16 protein-coding genes are annotated in these 17,291 nt (G+C 29.1%); all 16 read left to right on the top strand.

Going from position 1 to position 17,291, the window contains the following annotated elements; genetic code table 11:
• Positions 1–262 precede the first annotated feature (262 nt).
• The 16 genes from ltaE (at position 263) to ymfI (ending at position 17,198) form a co-directional block, all read left to right on the top strand.
• The gene (ltaE, locus tag IC218_RS08465; RefSeq protein ID WP_227824207.1) at positions 263–1,297 is read left to right on the top strand and encodes a low-specificity L-threonine aldolase; all 1,035 of its coding nucleotides are present in this window, start codon (positions 263–265) and stop codon (positions 1,295–1,297) included.
• 287 nt (positions 1,298–1,584) lie between these two features.
• Entirely contained in the window at positions 1,585–2,415 is an 831-nt protein-coding gene (gene dapF / locus IC218_RS08460; RefSeq protein WP_227482881.1) for a diaminopimelate epimerase, read from the top strand.
• A 3-nt stretch (positions 2,416–2,418) separates the two neighbouring features.
• Positions 2,419–3,300 (top strand): YicC/YloC family endoribonuclease, encoded by an 882-nt coding sequence (locus IC218_RS08455; protein WP_227482880.1) that lies wholly within the window; start codon positions 2,419–2,421, stop codon positions 3,298–3,300.
• A 29-nt stretch (positions 3,301–3,329) separates the two neighbouring features.
• Positions 3,330–3,947 (top strand): guanylate kinase, encoded by a 618-nt coding sequence (gene gmk, locus IC218_RS08450; protein ID WP_227432470.1) that lies wholly within the window; start codon positions 3,330–3,332, stop codon positions 3,945–3,947.
• A gap of 2 nt (positions 3,948–3,949) precedes the next feature.
• On the top strand, positions 3,950–4,216 hold the full coding sequence (gene rpoZ, locus IC218_RS08445; RefSeq protein WP_227432471.1) for a DNA-directed RNA polymerase subunit omega: 267 nt from the start codon (positions 3,950–3,952) through the stop codon (positions 4,214–4,216).
• A gap of 4 nt (positions 4,217–4,220) precedes the next feature.
• Entirely contained in the window at positions 4,221–5,420 is a 1,200-nt protein-coding gene (gene coaBC, locus IC218_RS08440) for a bifunctional phosphopantothenoylcysteine decarboxylase/phosphopantothenate--cysteine ligase CoaBC (protein WP_227824206.1), read from the top strand.
• Positions 5,421–5,700: 280 nt separating this feature from the next.
• On the top strand, positions 5,701–8,190 hold the full coding sequence (gene priA / locus IC218_RS08435; RefSeq protein ID WP_227482878.1) for a primosomal protein N': 2,490 nt from the start codon (positions 5,701–5,703) through the stop codon (positions 8,188–8,190).
• A gap of 17 nt (positions 8,191–8,207) precedes the next feature.
• Positions 8,208–8,648: a peptide deformylase gene (gene def / locus IC218_RS08430; protein ID WP_227432474.1), complete on the top strand. Its 441-nt coding sequence runs from the start codon at positions 8,208–8,210 to the stop codon at positions 8,646–8,648.
• Between the two features lie 14 nt (positions 8,649–8,662).
• Positions 8,663–9,592: a methionyl-tRNA formyltransferase gene (fmt, locus tag IC218_RS08425; RefSeq protein ID WP_227432475.1), complete on the top strand. Its 930-nt coding sequence runs from the start codon at positions 8,663–8,665 to the stop codon at positions 9,590–9,592.
• A gap of 9 nt (positions 9,593–9,601) precedes the next feature.
• Positions 9,602–10,354, top strand: coding sequence for a DUF116 domain-containing protein (locus tag IC218_RS08420; RefSeq protein WP_227432476.1), 753 nt, complete (start codon positions 9,602–9,604; stop codon positions 10,352–10,354).
• A 69-nt stretch (positions 10,355–10,423) separates the two neighbouring features.
• Positions 10,424–11,125 carry a zinc metallopeptidase gene (locus tag IC218_RS08415; protein ID WP_227432477.1) on the top strand — a complete coding sequence of 234 codons (702 nt, stop codon included), beginning with the start codon at positions 10,424–10,426 and terminating at the stop codon, positions 11,123–11,125.
• A gap of 61 nt (positions 11,126–11,186) precedes the next feature.
• Entirely contained in the window at positions 11,187–12,512 is a 1,326-nt protein-coding gene (gene rsmB / locus IC218_RS08410) for a 16S rRNA (cytosine(967)-C(5))-methyltransferase RsmB (RefSeq protein ID WP_227432478.1), read from the top strand.
• Positions 12,513–12,520: 8 nt separating this feature from the next.
• Positions 12,521–13,552, top strand: coding sequence for a 23S rRNA (adenine(2503)-C(2))-methyltransferase RlmN (gene rlmN, locus IC218_RS08405; protein ID WP_227824205.1), 1,032 nt, complete (start codon positions 12,521–12,523; stop codon positions 13,550–13,552).
• Positions 13,553–13,571: 19 nt separating this feature from the next.
• Positions 13,572–14,324: a Stp1/IreP family PP2C-type Ser/Thr phosphatase gene (locus IC218_RS08400; RefSeq protein WP_227432480.1), complete on the top strand. Its 753-nt coding sequence runs from the start codon at positions 13,572–13,574 to the stop codon at positions 14,322–14,324.
• Between the two features lie 16 nt (positions 14,325–14,340).
• Positions 14,341–16,347 carry a Stk1 family PASTA domain-containing Ser/Thr kinase gene (pknB, locus tag IC218_RS08395; protein WP_227824204.1) on the top strand — a complete coding sequence of 669 codons (2,007 nt, stop codon included), beginning with the start codon at positions 14,341–14,343 and terminating at the stop codon, positions 16,345–16,347.
• A 107-nt stretch (positions 16,348–16,454) separates the two neighbouring features.
• Positions 16,455–17,198, top strand: coding sequence for an elongation factor P 5-aminopentanone reductase (gene ymfI / locus IC218_RS08390; RefSeq protein WP_227432482.1), 744 nt, complete (start codon positions 16,455–16,457; stop codon positions 17,196–17,198).
• The last annotated feature ends 93 nt before the right edge of the window (positions 17,199–17,291 follow it).

The raw sequence follows: 17,291 nt of genomic DNA, 5'->3' as shown, positions 1-17,291 counted from the left end.
CACATAATATATGCTCTATGACTAGGGGGAATTTAAACAACATGGATTAATGTGTAAATTTTATAATTATTTATACTTACAGGATATACTCACAAGAGAATAGGAAGTATATTTTTAAATTAATAATTTAAATTTGCTTAAATATAAAACAAATGTAGTATAATTAGTGTGTAAAGAATAACTTATAAAAGTATATAAACTTTACAAAGCTAAATAAATATTAAAGCTGTATAGTATATGAATATGAAAGAAGGTTGAAAAAATGAAATTTATTGATTTAAGAAGTGATACTGTTACTATGCCTACTGATGAAATGAGAGAAGCCATGGCAAAGGCTCCTGTTGGAGATTCAATCTTTAGAGATGACCCTACTGTAAATAAACTTGAAGAATTAGCAGCAGCTAAAGTTGGAAAAGAAGATGCTATTTTCCTTCCAAGTGGAACTTTTGGAAATCAGTTATCTTTGTTTACTCACTGCCTAAGAGGTCAAGAAATCATTATTGGTAAAGGGTATCATATTGTGACTCATGAAGTTGGAGCACCTGCTGTAATAGCTGGAGTTCAACTTAGAACTATAGATGAAGATGAAAGTGGAGCTCTTAATCCTGAGCTTGTTGAGAAGGCTATTAGGAGAGATGATATACATGAACCACAAACAGGTCTTATATGTGTAGAAAATGCATATTCAGGTGGAACTGTTGTAAGCCTTGACAATTTAAAAGAAATTAAAAAAATAGCTGAAAAACACAATTTACCAGTGCATTTAGATGGAGCAAGATTATTCAATGCAGCATTAACTTTAGGTGTAGAAGCTAAAGAAATTGCACAATGTTGTGACAGTGTTATGTTCTGTGTATCAAAAGGTTTAGCTGCACCAATGGGTTCTATTCTTGCTGGAAGTAAAGAATTTATAGCAAAAGCTAGAAGAAAGCAAAAAGTTATGGGTGGAGGCATGAGACAAGTTGGTATAGTTGCAGCAGCTGGTATAATTGCCATTGAAAAAATGACACTGAGATTAAATGAGGACCATGATAATGCAAAATATTTAGCTTGTGAGTTGGATAAAATTGAAGGAATTGAAGTAAATAACACTAGTCCAGACCTGAGTATGGTATTCTTTAAAATGAGTGAAGATGTAATAAAAGAAGATGTTTTAATAAAAGAGTTTTTTGAAAGAAATATAAAAATCAATAAAATGGAAAATGGGGAGTATAGATTTGTAACTCATGTAGATATTACTAGAGAAGATTTAGATTATGTTTTAAAAACACTTAAAGAATTAATAGGTGTATGCTAATTAGGTATGTTCAAAAAACTAAATAGAAGATGCTAAATATTTTATTTAAAAAATTCATATACAGTTTAAATAAACTATACATAAAATTCATATAGAAATATTATTATATAAACATAGAAAGAACTAGCTTAAAAACATAATATAATTACCCTAATTGTAATGGCAACTCTCCCTCACATCCTCAAATTATAGTTGTCATTACAAAACTTTTCCCATAAATTATAAGTTTATGGGAATTTTTTTATGTTATAATAGTTTAAGTGTTAATTTACAAAGGAGCGATACTTATGAAATTTTGGAAACTACATGGAATAGGCAATGATTTTATTGCAATAGATGGAAGATTTGACCAAATAGATTCATCAAATTATACTGTTTTAGCAAAAAAAGTATGCCATAGAAGATTTTCTGTAGGTGCGGATGGGTTACTAGTTGTAAAAAATTCAGAAATTGCAGATGTAGAAATGGTGTATTATAATTCTGATGGTTCAAGAGCAGCTATGTGTGGAAATGGACTTAGATGTTTTTGTAAGTTTGTTTATGATAATGGCATAGTTAAAAAAGAAAACTTTACAGTAGATACACTAGATGGTGTAAAAAATATAAAAATAAACACTATAAATGGAGAAATAAATACTATAAAAGTTAATATGGGAAAAGGAAGTTTTTTAGCTAAAGATGTTCCTGTGTTAACTGATGAAGAACGTTTTGTACAAGAAAATATAAAAGTTTTAGATAAAGAGTTTAAGATTACATCTATGTTGATGGGGGTTCCTCACACTGTGGTTATAGTGGATGAATTAAATGTAGATGAAGTTTGTAAATATGGAAAAGAGATTGAAAATAATAAAATATTTCCGAAAAAGACGAATGTAAATTTTGTAAAAGTAGAAGATAAGTATAATATACATGTCTATACTTGGGAAAGAGGTTGTGGATATACTTTAGGATGTGGAACAGGTATGACTGCATCAGCAATAGTATGTAATTTACTTGATATGGTAGAAAATAGTGTAAATGTGACTTCTCAAGGTGGAACAGTACGAATAGATATAGGAGAGTTTTCTTATATGACAGGTCCAGCAGTAAAAATATGTGAAGGTGTTTTGGAGGTTTAGGTAATGGCTATAAGTATGACTGGTTTTGGAAGAGGAGAATACAAAGACGACAACTATTATTTTTTAGTAGAATGTAAAACAATAAATCATAAATATTCAGATATAAATATACGTCTTCCAAGAAAAATTTCATTTTTAGAGGATAAAGTTAGAAATTTAGTAAAAAACTATGTAAAAAGAGGAAGAGTTGATTTATACATAAAATTTGACTTATTAGGCAAAGAAGATGTAAACTTAAATTTTGATGAAGGATTAGCATCTCAATATATAGATATCTTAAAGGAAATAAAAGACAAATTTGATATTATAGATGATATTAGTGTTATGAATGTTGCAAGATTTCCTGATATTATAAAAATAGAAGAAAAAGATGAAGATGAAGATTTACTATGGTCGATGTTAAATCAAGCTGTAGAAGATGCAATGATAAAACTAAGAGAAATGAGAAGTGAAGAAGGTAAAAAACTAGCTGAAGATATTACCATGAGATGTGACTTATTAAAAAATCATATAGAAGAAATTGAAAAATATTCAAGTAGTGTTGTAGAAGACTATAGAGAAAAACTAAATTCAAGAATAAGTGAAATGCTAGAAGACCCAAGTATAATAGATGAAAATAGGTTAGCACAAGAAGTTGCAATATATGCAGATAAAAGTAGTATAACAGAAGAGATAGTTAGGTTTAAAAGTCATATTGGTCAGCTTAAAAAAACTATATTTAAAGACGATTCTATAGGTAGAAAAATTGATTTCTTAATACAGGAGATGAACAGAGAAACTAATACAATAGGTTCAAAATCATCTGATATAAATATAACTAATTTAGTAGTAGAAGTGAAAAGTGAGTTAGAAAAAATAAGAGAACAAATACAAAACATAGAGTAAGAATACAATATTAGAAGGGGAATATTTAAATGTTTACAAAAAAAGGATTATTGCTAGTTGTATCAGGTCCATCAGGTGCAGGAAAAGGTACTATTTGCAAAGAATTACTTAGAGAGAATGATACAATAAAACTTTCTGTATCAGCTACTACAAGAAAACCAAGAGCAGGAGAAGTTGATGGAGTAAATTATTTCTTCATAAGTAAAGAAAAGTTTGAAGATATGATAGGAAAAGGTGAGTTTTTGGAGTATGCTCAAATTTATGATAATTTTTATGGAACTCCAAAAGCAGCAATAATGGAATGTTTAGAAAAAGGACAGGATGTGCTACTAGAAATTGAAATGCAAGGAGCAAAACAAATAAAAGAGGTTTGTCCAGAAGGAGTATTTATATTTGTATTACCTCCATCACTTGAAGAGTTAAAAAATAGAATTGTTGGAAGAGGTACAGAGACAGAAGAAGAAATAGAAAAGAGATTTAGTTGTGCATATGAAGAAATAAAAATGATTAAGGATTATGATTATTTTATATTTAATGAAGATGTGAAAACATCTGCTAAAGAAATAGAAGGTATAATATCATCTGAAAAGAATAAAGTTAGCAGATATAAAAATATTATAATAGAGAAATTTAAGGAGGAATTATAATTATGTTAAAACCATCTATCAATGAGGTACTAGAAAAAATAGACAACAGATATTACTTAGTAGGGACTGTTTCAAAGAGAGCAAGAAAGTTAATTGATGGAGACGAACCATATGTTCCAAACAAAGCTAAGGAAAAACCCGTATGTGTAGCTACTAAGGAAGTTGCAAGTGGAAAAATAACATATAGATTATTGACAGAAGAAGAAATAGAGATAGAAGAAGCTAGACACTACGCTGAGCAACATCAACAAATTTCAGAAGAGGAGTAAGGTCATGCTAAAAAATAAGACTGTTGTAATTGGCATAAGCGGCGGAATAGCTGCATACAAGGCTTGTGATGTTGTAAGTAAATTAAAAAAATTAAATGCAAATATCCATGTTATAATGACAAAATCAGCAACAGAATTTGTTAGACCACTTACACTTCAATCACTAAGTCAAAATTATGTAGTAGAAGATATGTTTGAAGAACCAAAATCTTGGGAAGTTGAACATATATCATTAGCAAAAAAGGCAGATTTGTTTCTAATAGTACCAGCAAGTGCAAATGTTATAGGAAAAATTGCAAATGGTATAGCTGATGATATGTTAACAACTACTGTTATGGCAACAAAAGCACAAGTTTTAATAGCACCAGCTATGAATACTAATATGTATGAAAATCCAATTGTCCAAAAAAATATAAAAACTTTAGAGGAATTTGGATATAAATTTATAGAACCAGAAAGTGGAAGACTTGCATGTGGAGATATTGGAGCAGGAAAACTAGCTAAACCAGATTTAATAGTAGAGGCAGTTTTAGCCAATCTTACGAAAGAGCAAGATTTGAAAGGTCAAAGTATAATAGTTACAGCTGGACCAACTGTAGAAAGTATAGACCCAGTAAGATATTTAACTAATAGGTCTTCTGGTAAAATGGGATATTCTATAGCTAAAGAGGCTATATCTAGAGGTGCTGATGTAACATTAATATCAGGTCCTACAAATCTCTCTATTCCACAAAACCTTAAAAAATTTGTACAAATAGAATCAGCACAAGATTTGTATGAGGCAGTAGTATCAAATTTAAAAGAAAATAAAATAGTAATTCAAAGTGCAGCAGTTGCAGATTATAAGCCAAAAACTTATTCTGACAAAAAAATTAAAAAGAATAATGATGATTTATCAATAGAATTAAGTAGGAATTATGACATTGCTTATGAAATAGGAAAAATAAAGGAAGATAGGATATTAGTTGGATTTGCTGCTGAAACTAATGACTTAATAGAACATGCCAAAGGAAAAATTGAAAAGAAAAATTTAGATTTTATTGTGGCAAATGATTTAACTAAAGAGGGAGCTGGCTTTAGAACTGATACTAATATTGTAAAAATAATAGATACAGAAGGAAATATTACTGAGTACCCTAAAATGAAAAAGGAAGAAGTAGCTAATGTTATATTAAATAAGATTAAAGTGTTACTTGAGAAATAAGAACTTTTTTAAATATGATATTTGTGTATTTTATCACAGCTAAAGTGGCTGAAAGCTGCAATTTACTTTTAGCGAGTAAAAACTCGCAAATGTCAGTTAAATTGTGGTTTTCAGCATTTATTTTGCTGTAAAGTATAAAATATGATTAATAGTTAATTATTAAGATATATCTAATATTAGTAATAACTTGAAACTTTTTAGATATGCTGAGATTTTTTTGATATGTTATGAAATGTGTTAAAATATGAGCAGTAGATTAATTTTAAGTAGGAGTTTTACAATGAAAAAATATGCAAAGGTAATAGTTAGAAGCAATACTATATACACAGACAATTTATTTACATATCAAATTCCTGTATTTTTAGAGGAAGTTATAAGTGTTGGGCATAGAATATTAGTGCCATTTGGAAGAGGTAATAAACCAACAGAAGCCTTTGTATTTCAACTTACAAATAATTTAGATGAAAAAATAAAGACTAAAGAAATCATAGATATATTAGATGAAAATCCAATATTTAGAGAAGAAGATTTAGAGTTGGTTTACTGGATGAAAAATAGATATTTGTGTACTTATATAGAGTGTATAAATTTGATATATCCAAAAGGATATAAACTAAATAATTACAAAGTAGTTTTACTAGGTGAAAAGCTAAATGGATTAAGTGAGACTGAATTATATGAAAAGATATCAAAGCTGAGTGATAAAAATAGAGAGATAGTAGAAAAAGTAGTTGGTAGTAAAGGAAAAATTAAGGTTGATAAGTTAAAATATATAGCGAATCTAAATAATTATCTATATACAATGAATAAAAATGGAATTATAAAATTATGTTGGGAATACAAAAATCATAAAAATGAGAAGAAAGTATGCTATGTATCTTTGAGTTTAGAAAATGATAAAATTGATGATTATATAGAACAAAATAAAATAAGCATAGGAAGCAAGCAAAAAGAGATATTAAATTTTCTTAAAAATAATGAAAATGTAGAGATAAATGATTTATTGGATTTATTAAATGCTTCAAAGCAGAGTATAAACTCTTTGAGTAAGAAAGAGTTAATAACTTTAGAATTTAAAGATTATTATAGAGAGCCAAAAAGTATTTACAAATCTATATCAAAAAGTATAAAATTAAACAATGAGCAACAACAAGCGGTTGATGAGATAAATTCAAGTATGTTTATAGATGATAAAAAGCCATATTTAATTCATGGTATAACTGGAAGTGGAAAGACTGAAGTTTATATGGAAATAATAGAATTTGCATTAAGCCAAGGTTTAGATAGTATATTTTTGGTTCCTGAGATAGCATTAACTCCCCAAACGATAGATAGATTAAAGAGTAGGTTTGGCGATTTAGTTGGAGTGTTTCACAGTAAACTATCTGAAGGAGAAAAACACGACGTTTATAAAGCTGTTAAAGCTGGCAAGATAAGAGTTTTAATTGGTGCTAGGTCAGCACTATTTGCTCCTTTTAATTCTTTAGGATTGATAATAATTGATGAATTTCATGAGTCATCATATAAGTCTGAAAAAAATCCTAAGTTTAACGCTATAGAAGTAGCTAGATTTATGACATTAAAAAATAATCTAACTCTTATTTTAGGTTCAGCGACACCTTCAATTGAAGAGTATTATAGAGCAAAAACTGGTGAATATAAACTTATAAATATAAAAAATAGAGCAAACAATAAACCACTTCCAAATATTGAAGTTGTAGATATGAAAGATGAATTAGATATAGGTAATAGAAGTATATTTAGTTTAAAACTTCAAAGAGAAATAAGTTGTGCGATTGAAGAAAATAGTCAGGTAATACTATTTTTAAATAGAAGAGGTTATGCAAATTTTGTATCATGTAGAAAGTGTGGCTATGTGTTTCAATGTGAAAATTGCGATATATCTTTGACATATCATAAAAAAAGTAATATTGGAAGATGCCATTATTGTGGATATGAAAGAGAAATTCCAAAAGAATGCCCAGAATGTGGAAGTAATTATGTTAAGCCATTTGGAGTAGGAACTCAAAAAATTGAGGAAGAGTTAAAATGTATTTTTCCAAATATAAAAACTTTGAGAATGGATAAAGATACAACATCAAAAAAGGGTTCATTAGAGGAAATACTAAATAAGTTCAAAGATAAAGAAGCAGATGTATTGATAGGAACACAGATGTTAAGTAAAGGATTGGATTTTGATAATGTAACTTTAGTAGGTATTTTGTCAGCAGACATGATACTAAATTTTCCTGATTTTAAAAGTTTTGAAACAACCTTTCAGTTGATAACTCAAGTTTCTGGAAGGGCAGGAAGAGCAGACAAAGAAGGCAAAGTAGTACTTCAAACATATGATACTGAGCATTATGCTATTAAGCATGCCATAGAGTATAATTATGAAGGTTTTTATGAAGATGAGATAAAGATAAGAAAGGCATTTGGATATTCTCCTTTTAATAACATGTTAAGCGTAGTTGTTAGTGGTGAAGATGAAAGATTAGTTATAAAAAATATAAAAAATATGCATGCATCTTTGATTTATTTATTAGAAAAAAGGGGTATAAACGACTTAGGGTTTATATTAGGACCCAATCCATGCTCAATATCAAAAATAAATCAAAATTATAGATGGCAAATACTCTTTAAAGATGAAAATATTGAAATTAATCTCTTAAAGGGTATAATAAAATATATATGTATAACAAAACGAGATTTGATATTTAATAAGAATATTAATGTATCTATAGATATTAATCCAAATAGTGTATTATAAATTTAGGAGGAAGTGTAATGGCTTTAAGACAAATAGTTCAAATAGGAGAACCAGTACTAAGAAAGAAATCAAAAAAAGTTGAAAAAATTGATGCAAAAATAATACAATTGTTAGACGATATGGCAGAAACTATGTATGATGCAGATGGTGTTGGACTAGCTGCACCTCAAGTTGGAATTTTAAAAAGAGTTGTAGTAATTGATATTGGAGAAGAACTTATAGAACTTATAAACCCAGAAATAATAGAAACATCTGGAGAACAAATAGATGATGAAGGTTGTTTAAGTGTTGTTGGAGAATCTGGAGAGGTTAAAAGACCAAACTATGTAAAAGTTAGAGCTTTAAATAGAAATGGAGAAACAATAGAGCTAGAAGGGGAAGAACTTTTAGCTAGAGCGTTTTGTCATGAAATAGACCATCTAGAGGGAATATTGTTTGTTGATAAAATAGAAAAATAGTAGGGGTTGATTTGATGAAAATAGTATTTATGGGAACTCCTGATATAGCAGTTCCTTGTTTACAAAAAATAATAGATGAAAAGTATGAAATACTAGGAGTTGTAACTCAGCCAGATAAACCAAAAGGAAGAGGTAAAAAACTTGGCATGAGTCCAGTAAAAGAACTTGCAATTGAAAATAATATACCTGTATATCAACCAATTAAAGCTAGAGACAAAGATTTTATAGATACAATGAAATCTTTAAAGCCAGATGTAATGGTAGTTGTAGCTTTTGGGCAAATACTTCCAAAAGAAATATTAGAAATTCCTAAGTTTGGATGTATAAATGTCCATGTTTCTTTACTTCCAAAATATAGAGGTGCGGCGCCTATAAATTGGGTAATAATCAATGGCGAAGAAAAAACAGGTGTTACAACTATGTATATGGATGAAGGGTTAGACACTGGAGATATGATATTAAAGACAGAAGTAAATCTTGATGAAAATATAACAGCAGGAGAACTTCATGATAAAATGATGAATATAGGAGCAGAAACTTTAAAAGAAACATTAAAGTTGATAGAAGCAGGAACTGCTCCAAGAGAAGTACAAAATCATGAGGAATTTTCTTATGCACCAATAATGAATAAATCACTAGGTAATATAGACTTTTCAAAAAATGCTAAGGAAATACACAATCTAGTTAGAGGTGTAAATCCATGGCCAAGTGCTTATACTACTTATAATGGTGTAACGATGAAAATCTGGAAAACTAAAGTATTAGAGGAAGAAAGTAACAAAGAAGCAGGTACAATAATTGAGGTAAATAAAGATGGCATAAAAGTAAGTACTAAAGATAAGGTACTTTTAATTGAAGAAATTCAGATGCCAAATAAAAAGAGAATGCTAGTTGGAGAATATATAAAAGGAAATACTATAGAAATTGGTGTAGTATTGAGTTAGGTGAAAAGTATGACAGATATAAAAAAGTATTTAACAAGTGTTGGTATCTTAGTCTTAATATTAGGGATTTTAATGGGAGTTGCAAACTTTTTTATAATTAGTTTGACTCAAATATTCTCCTTAGGAATAAATGCTGTAGTAATATCACTAATACTTATAATACTATGCTCAACAATAGTTACGTATAGAGTAATTAAAGGAAAAAATGTTAACTCAAATATAATGAAAATAAATTTTAAAATTGTTAGTGTATTATTTCCCATTATATCTTTTATTGCATCATCATTTGGTATGTCAAAAAGTGAAATTAGAAGAATATATATAAAGTTAAATAATGAATATATATACAGTAATAAATATAATTTTAATCCAGAGGATATAATAATTTTAATACCTCATTGTATTCAAGAGAATAGTTGCAAACTAAAAGTTACTAATGATATAGATAATTGTAAAAAATGTGGAAAATGCAATATAGGAGAATTAGCTGAGCTAAATAAAAGTGTTAAAGTAAAAGTATTTGTAGCTACAGGAGGGACTCTAGCTAGAAAAATTATAATTGACAATAAACCTAAAGCTGTTATAGCTGTTGCATGTGAGAGAGATTTAACATCTGGAATACAAGATATAAAAAAAATTCCTGTTTTAGGAGTATTTAATAAAAGACCTAATGGACCTTGTATAAATACTAATGTAGACATAGTAGATATTGAAAAAGCTATAAGTTTTTTAACAGGAAAAGAGATATTAGCTTGTAATTAAACTGTTTTTAAGTTATGTGAATATTAAAGAGGATGTATAATAAAAATATATTTTAGGAGAGTGTTATTTATGTACCCTGTATATGGCGGCTTTTGGGGATTTGACCCAACGATGATTATATTAATTCCAGCTATATTATTCACTGCATATGCTCAATTTAAAGTGAGCTCAACAACAAACAAGTATTTAAGAGTAAATACACGTAGAGGATATACTGGAGAACAGACAGCAAGAAGAGTACTTGATTCAAATGGTTTGTATGATGTAAGGATAGAAATGGTTAGAGGTCATTTAAGTGACCACTATGACCCAAGAAGAAAAACTGTAAGATTATCAGAAGATGTATATTATGGAACATCAATAACTTCTGTTGCAGTAGCTGCACATGAATGTGGTCATGCAATGCAACATGCTAAAGGTTATGCACCTCTTCAAATAAGAAGTAGTTTGGTGCCAGTAGTAAACTTTGCTTCAAGTATTTCTTGGTTTTTAATATTTCTAGGATTTATTATGGCTGGACCATTTCTAAAAATTGGAATACTATTGTTTTCAGCTTCAGTACTATTCCAAATAATAACATTGCCTGTAGAATTTAATGCTTCTAGTAGAGCAATTGTTCAACTTGGAAATCTAGGTATTATAGATGAGGGTGAGGTAAGACAAAGTAGAAAAGTGCTTTCAGCAGCAGCTTTAACATATGTTGCAGCAGCACTAGTTTCAATACTTCAATTACTTAGATTGTTACTAATAGCTCAAAGAAGAGATGACTAAAAATAAAGTGGGTTGTTTAGAAACAACCCTTTTTTATGTTTAATAAAAGGGAGAAATTTATATGGATGCAAGAGAAATTGGATTTAAAGTATTATGTGATATAGAGAAAAATAATAACTATTCAAATATTGCAATAAATAAGCATTTTAAAAACTTAGAAATAAGCGATATGGATAGAGGACTTGCAACAGAGTTAATCTATGGAGTAGTAGAAAATAAATATTACTTAGATTATATAATTAATAAACTTTCAAAAATAAAAGTAAAAAAAATGTCAACTTATGTTAAAATCTTTTTAAGAATGGGAACATATCAAATTTTATTTTTAAATAGTATATCAGATTATGCAGCAGTTAATGAAACTGTGAAGTTATCTAAAAAATATGATAAAAAATCTTCTGGTTTTATAAATGCTATTCTTAGAAATGAAATAAGAAATAAAGATACTATAATGGACATAACTGAGGAAGATAGTGTAAAATACTTATCTATAAAGTATTCTTATAACTCTTGGATTATAAAAAATTGGATAGAAAATTTTGGACAAGAATTTACTGAAGATTTATTAGAAGCAAACAATGAAAAGCCTAGTATTTATATAAGAACAAATACACTTAAAATTAGCAGAGAAGAGCTTATTGAAAAATTAAATGAAAAGGGTATTATGTGTTTGAAAGTCCCTATGGTGGAAGAAGCTATAAAAGTCGAAAAATTAAAAAATATAGAAAATAATGAGTTATTTAAGGCTGGTTTATTTACAATTCAAGATATAAGTTCTATGATAGTAGGGAAAGTAATTAATCCAAAGGAAGATTCATTGATTTTGGATGTATGTAGTGCTCCTGGTGGAAAATCTACTCATTTAGCCACTTTAATGAATAATACAGGTCAAGTAATAGCTAGAGATATTTTTGAGCATAAACTAAAGCTTATAAAAGCTACTGTAAATAGACTTGGTCTAAAAAATGTATGTGTAGAAGGATTTGATGCTTCTGAAATTGATGAAAATAGCATAAATAAATTTGATTATGTTTTAGCAGATGTTCCTTGTTCTGGTCTTGGTATAATAAGACGTAAACCAGAAATTAAATATAAGAAAGAAGAAGAGTTGGAAGATATTACTTCTATACAAAAGAAAATATTAGAAAATGCATCAAAGTATGTTAAAATTGGAGGAACTTTAGTCTATAGTACATGTACAGTTCAAGATATGGAAAACATAAATATAATTACTTCTTTTATTGAAGAATATAATAATTTTGAATTGACTCCAATTGACACAGTAAACGTAGATTTAGACAATCAAGATAAAGGATATTTAAAAATATATCCTAATATTCATGGTATAGATGGGTTTTTTATAGCAAAATTAAAGAGAATAAGGTAGTGAATAGAATGGAAGATAAAAAAATAGTATTAAAAAACTTTACTGAAGATGAACTCAAGGAATTTATGAAAACTATAGATGAAAAACCTTTTAGAGGGAGCCAAATATTTTCTTGGATATACAAAGGTGCAAAAACTTTTGATGACATGAATAATATACCAAAAAGTTTGAGAAATAAATTAGAAGAAGTTTCATGTATAGGTCATATAGATATAGAATTAAAGTTAGAATCTAAGGTAGATGGCACAAAAAAATATTTGTTTTTATTAGATGATGGAAATATAATAGAAACTGTGATGATGGATTATGACAGTAGGGTCACTGTTTGTGTTTCTAATCAAGTAGGTTGTAGAATGGGATGTAACTTCTGTGCATCTACAATGGATGGATTGATTAGAAACTTAGAACCATGGGAGATTTTAGACCAAGTTATTAAAATTCAAGAAGATACTGGAAAAAGAGTATCAAATCTTGTCTTAATGGGAAGTGGTGAGCCACTTGACAATTTTGAAAATACAAAACAATTTTTAAAAATAATTAATGAAAAAAATGGTCTTAATATAGGGTATAGACATATAACTCTTTCAACTTGTGGGATAGTGCCTAAAATGTACGAGTTGGCTGATTTGAAAATAGCTATAAATTTGGCTTTATCACTTCATTCACCATATGATGAAGAAAGAAGAAAGATTATGCCTGTAGCAAATGCATATTCTATTAAAGAAATACTAGATGCCTGTAGATATTATATAAAAAAGACAAATAGAAGGGTTACATTTGAATACTCTCTTATAAAGGGTGTAAATGACTCAGAAAATGAAGCAAAGGCATTAGCAAAGCTTTTAAAAGGTATGCTATGCCATGTAAATTTAATACCAATAAATAAGGTTGAAGAAAGAGAATATGAAAAGCCAGACAAGGCATTTATTTATAAGTTTAGAGATAGTTTAGAGAAAAATAATATACCTGCTACAGTTAGAATGTCTATGGGTTCTGATATTAGTGGAGCTTGTGGCCAATTGAGAAGAAAATACAAGTAATATGTAAGGAGGAAGTCGTATGGTTTATAGTTGTGCCTCCCATATAGGAAAAGTAAGAAAAAACAATGAAGACTATTGTGAGGGAGAAGTTATAGATACAGAACATGGTCCAATAGGAATATTTGCCATAGCTGATGGAATGGGTGGACATAAAAAGGGGGAAGTCGCCAGTAAGTTAGCAGTAGAAAATATAATTGATTTTCTAAAAGAAAACTTATTACAGCATGATAATGTAAAAATAGACTATATAGATGATATACTAAAACAGGCTTATAATAATGTAAACTCAATTGTGCACAAGAAATCTATGGAAGATATAGCATTTGAAGGAATGGGAACTACATTAGTTACAGCTATAGTGTATAATAATGTCTTATATGTGGCAAATGTTGGAGATAGCAGATGTTATTTGTTAACAGATGAAAAATTTGATAAAATAACTATAGACCATTCTGTGGTTGAAGAACTTATGATGGCTCATGTTATTACAGAAGAAGAAGCGAGAAGACATCCACAGAGAAATAGAATAACTAGAGCAATTGGAACAGATGATATGGTTGTTGTAGATATTTTTAAGAAGGAAATCAAAAAAAGTGATATAATACTTCTTGCAACAGATGGATTAACTGGGTTTATTTATGACGAAGATATAAGAAGTTTAATATTAGATTACGAATATGAGAGAATTAGTGATATAAGTGATGAATTGATAAGCATGGCCAATGATGTTTCTGGTAAAGATAATGTTTCGGTGATAGTAATAAAAGTATAATTAGGACGGTGATATTGTGGGAGATACAATTTTAGGAAATCGATATGAAATCATCAGGAAGATTGGTGATGGAGGAATGGCCTTTGTATATGAGGCTAAAGACAGATTATTAAACAGGACTGTTGCACTTAAAGTACTCAGACCTGAATTTGTAGATGACGATGAATTTTTAACAAAATTTAAAAGAGAAGCAGAAGCAGTAGCAAGCCTTTCACATCCAAATATAGTAAATGTATATGATGTTGGGGAAGATGGAAAAGTTCACTACATTGTAATGGAATTTGTAGATGGAAAAAATTTGAAGGAAATTATACAGGATGAAGGGATATTAGACGAATATACCGCACTGGATATAACAAAACAAATAGCTATGGCACTTAGTGCTGCACATAAAAAGGGGATTATACATAGAGATATAAAACCTCATAATATTCTCATATCCAATGAAGGAAGAGTAGTAAAAGTAGCTGATTTTGGTATAGCCAAAGCTGTCTCAAATTCAACTATGACTAATATTGGTAGTATAATAGGCTCAGTACACTATTTTTCACCAGAGCAAGCTAAAGGAAAGTTTGTAACTAATAATGCAGATTTGTATTCTTTAGGTATAGTTTTATATGAAATGCTGATAGGAAAAGTACCATTTAGAGGAGATAGCCCAATTTCTATAGCACTTCAACATATCAATGATGATATAGATTTTACATCAGAAGAAAAAGTTAGGATTCCTCAAAGTGTAAGAACTACAATAAAAAAGCTTACAGAAAAATCTAGTGCAGATAGATACCAAACTGCTGAAGAGTTAATAGAAGATATAGATTATATAGAAAAAAATATTGACTTAGATTTTATAAAGGAATACGATGATTTTGCAACGAAGAAAATTGATGAAAAAGAGATTAATAAAGCTGTAAATCCAGTACTTGCAAAGCCAGTTCCGGAAAAAGTAGTTAAACCTATAGAAGTTGCTGATTTAGATGAAGATGAAGATTATTATGATGATTTTTATGAAGAAGAAGATGAAGAAGATGAAGATGAGGAAGAGATAATGAGAGCTAAAAAGAATCAAAAACCTAAGAATACTCAAAGTAAGAGGGCTAAGAAAAAGAAGAAAAAACAAGAAAGTCCTAAAGCTAGAAAAAGACTAAAAGTAGTCGCGGCAGTTTTGATAGTAATCTTATGTGCACAAGTATTCTTAGCATATAAATTTTTATTTGCTGGAGGATTTGGTAGTAAAGATTTAACTGTTCCTAATCTTGTGAATATGACATTAGAGGAAGCACAGAGTGCAGTTGAAAAAGAAGGATTGTCCTTAAGTGTAAAAAGTGAAGAGTATAGCAGTGAGGTAGATAAAAATTGTATAATATCGCAGACACCTGAAGGTGGAAGTACAAATATTAAAAAAGGTGACACCATAAATGTCGTTGTAAGTAAAGGTGCAAACGAAGCTTCAGTTCCCAATGTAGTAGGTATTACTTTAACTAATGCAAAAAAAATTATAGAGGAAAATAAATTGAAAGTTGGAACTGTCAAGTATGAGTATAGTTCAGTATATAAAGAAGGTACAGTTTTAAGTCAGAGCCCTAGTTCTGGTTCATCAAGTGTTCAAGAAGGTGATGAAATAGACCTATATGTTAGCAAAGGCTCAGAGAAATCAAATACGCCAACACCAACAACACCAAATAAGACTCCAACAACACCAGATGAGAATGATACAACAACACCTGGTTCAAACTCAGGAAATAGTGGAGGAAGTTCAGGAGGTTCAAACTCAGGAAATAGTGGAGGAAGTTCAGGAGGTTCAAACTCAGGAACTAACGGAGGAAATTCAGGAAATAGTGGAGGAAACTCAGGAAATAGTGGAGATAATTCAGGAAATAGTGGAGGAAACTCAGGAAATAATGGAGATAATTCAGGAGACTCAAACTCAGGAAATAGTGGAGATAACTCAGGAGGTTCAAACTCAGGAAATAGTGGAGAAACTCCAGCAGGAACTGGTGGAAATATTGGTAAATCAGAATAAATAGTAGCTAAAAATAAAAAGCTGTCCTTTTATAGAAATTATTTTCTTTAAAGGGGCAGTTTGTTTTGTATAAAATATTAGATTAATTATAAGGGAGATAAATATTTATGAATAAAAACAATAAAACAGTTTTGGTAACAGGAGGCTCTAGAGGAATTGGAAGAGCAATATCTAAAATATTTGCAAAAGATGGGTATAATGTATTAATAAACTTTAATAAATCAGAAAATGAGGCTAAAGAATTATACACTGTATTAAACGAAAAGGGTTTTTCTGTAAAATTATTTAAAGCTAATATTTCAAATAGAGAAGAAGTCGAAAATATGATAGATTATTGTATAAAGGAGTTTGGAGGATTAGATGTACTTATAAATAATGCTGGTATAAGCCAAGATAAGTTATTTACAGATATAACTGATGAAGATTGGGATAATATGATGAATATTAACTTGAAAGGAAGTTTTTATTGTTCACAAATTGCTTTAAAATACATGATATCAGAAAAAAAAGGAAACATAATTAATATATCTTCAATTTGGGGTATATCAGGTGCTTCTTGTGAAGTACATTATTCTGTATCAAAAGCAGGTATAATAGGAATGACAAAGGCATTAGCTAAAGAAGTTGCTCCATCAAATATTCGAGTAAATAGCATAGCACCAGGAGTTATTAATACAGATATGTTATCTGAATATAATGAAGATGAGATAGATGTTCTTGTAGAGGAAACTCCTTTAATGAGATTAGGAACACCAGAAGATATAGCAAATTGTGCTATTTTTTTAGCATCTGATAAATCAAGTTTTATTACTGGTCAGGTAATTAGCCCAAACGGAGGATTTGTTATTTAAAAAAAATGTGGTATTATATAAAAATAGGAAAGAATAACACTATATACTACTCATAAACAGTATAGGTTTATATAATTTTATAAAGGGAGGTAT

This window comes from Clostridioides sp. ES-S-0005-03, from assembly GCF_020658455.1.
In the GTDB taxonomy this organism is placed as follows: Bacteria; Bacillota; Clostridia; order Peptostreptococcales; family Peptostreptococcaceae; genus Clostridioides.
Note: the sequence above shows the minus strand (reverse complement) of the source record. Positions and strands in the feature narration are given on the sequence as shown.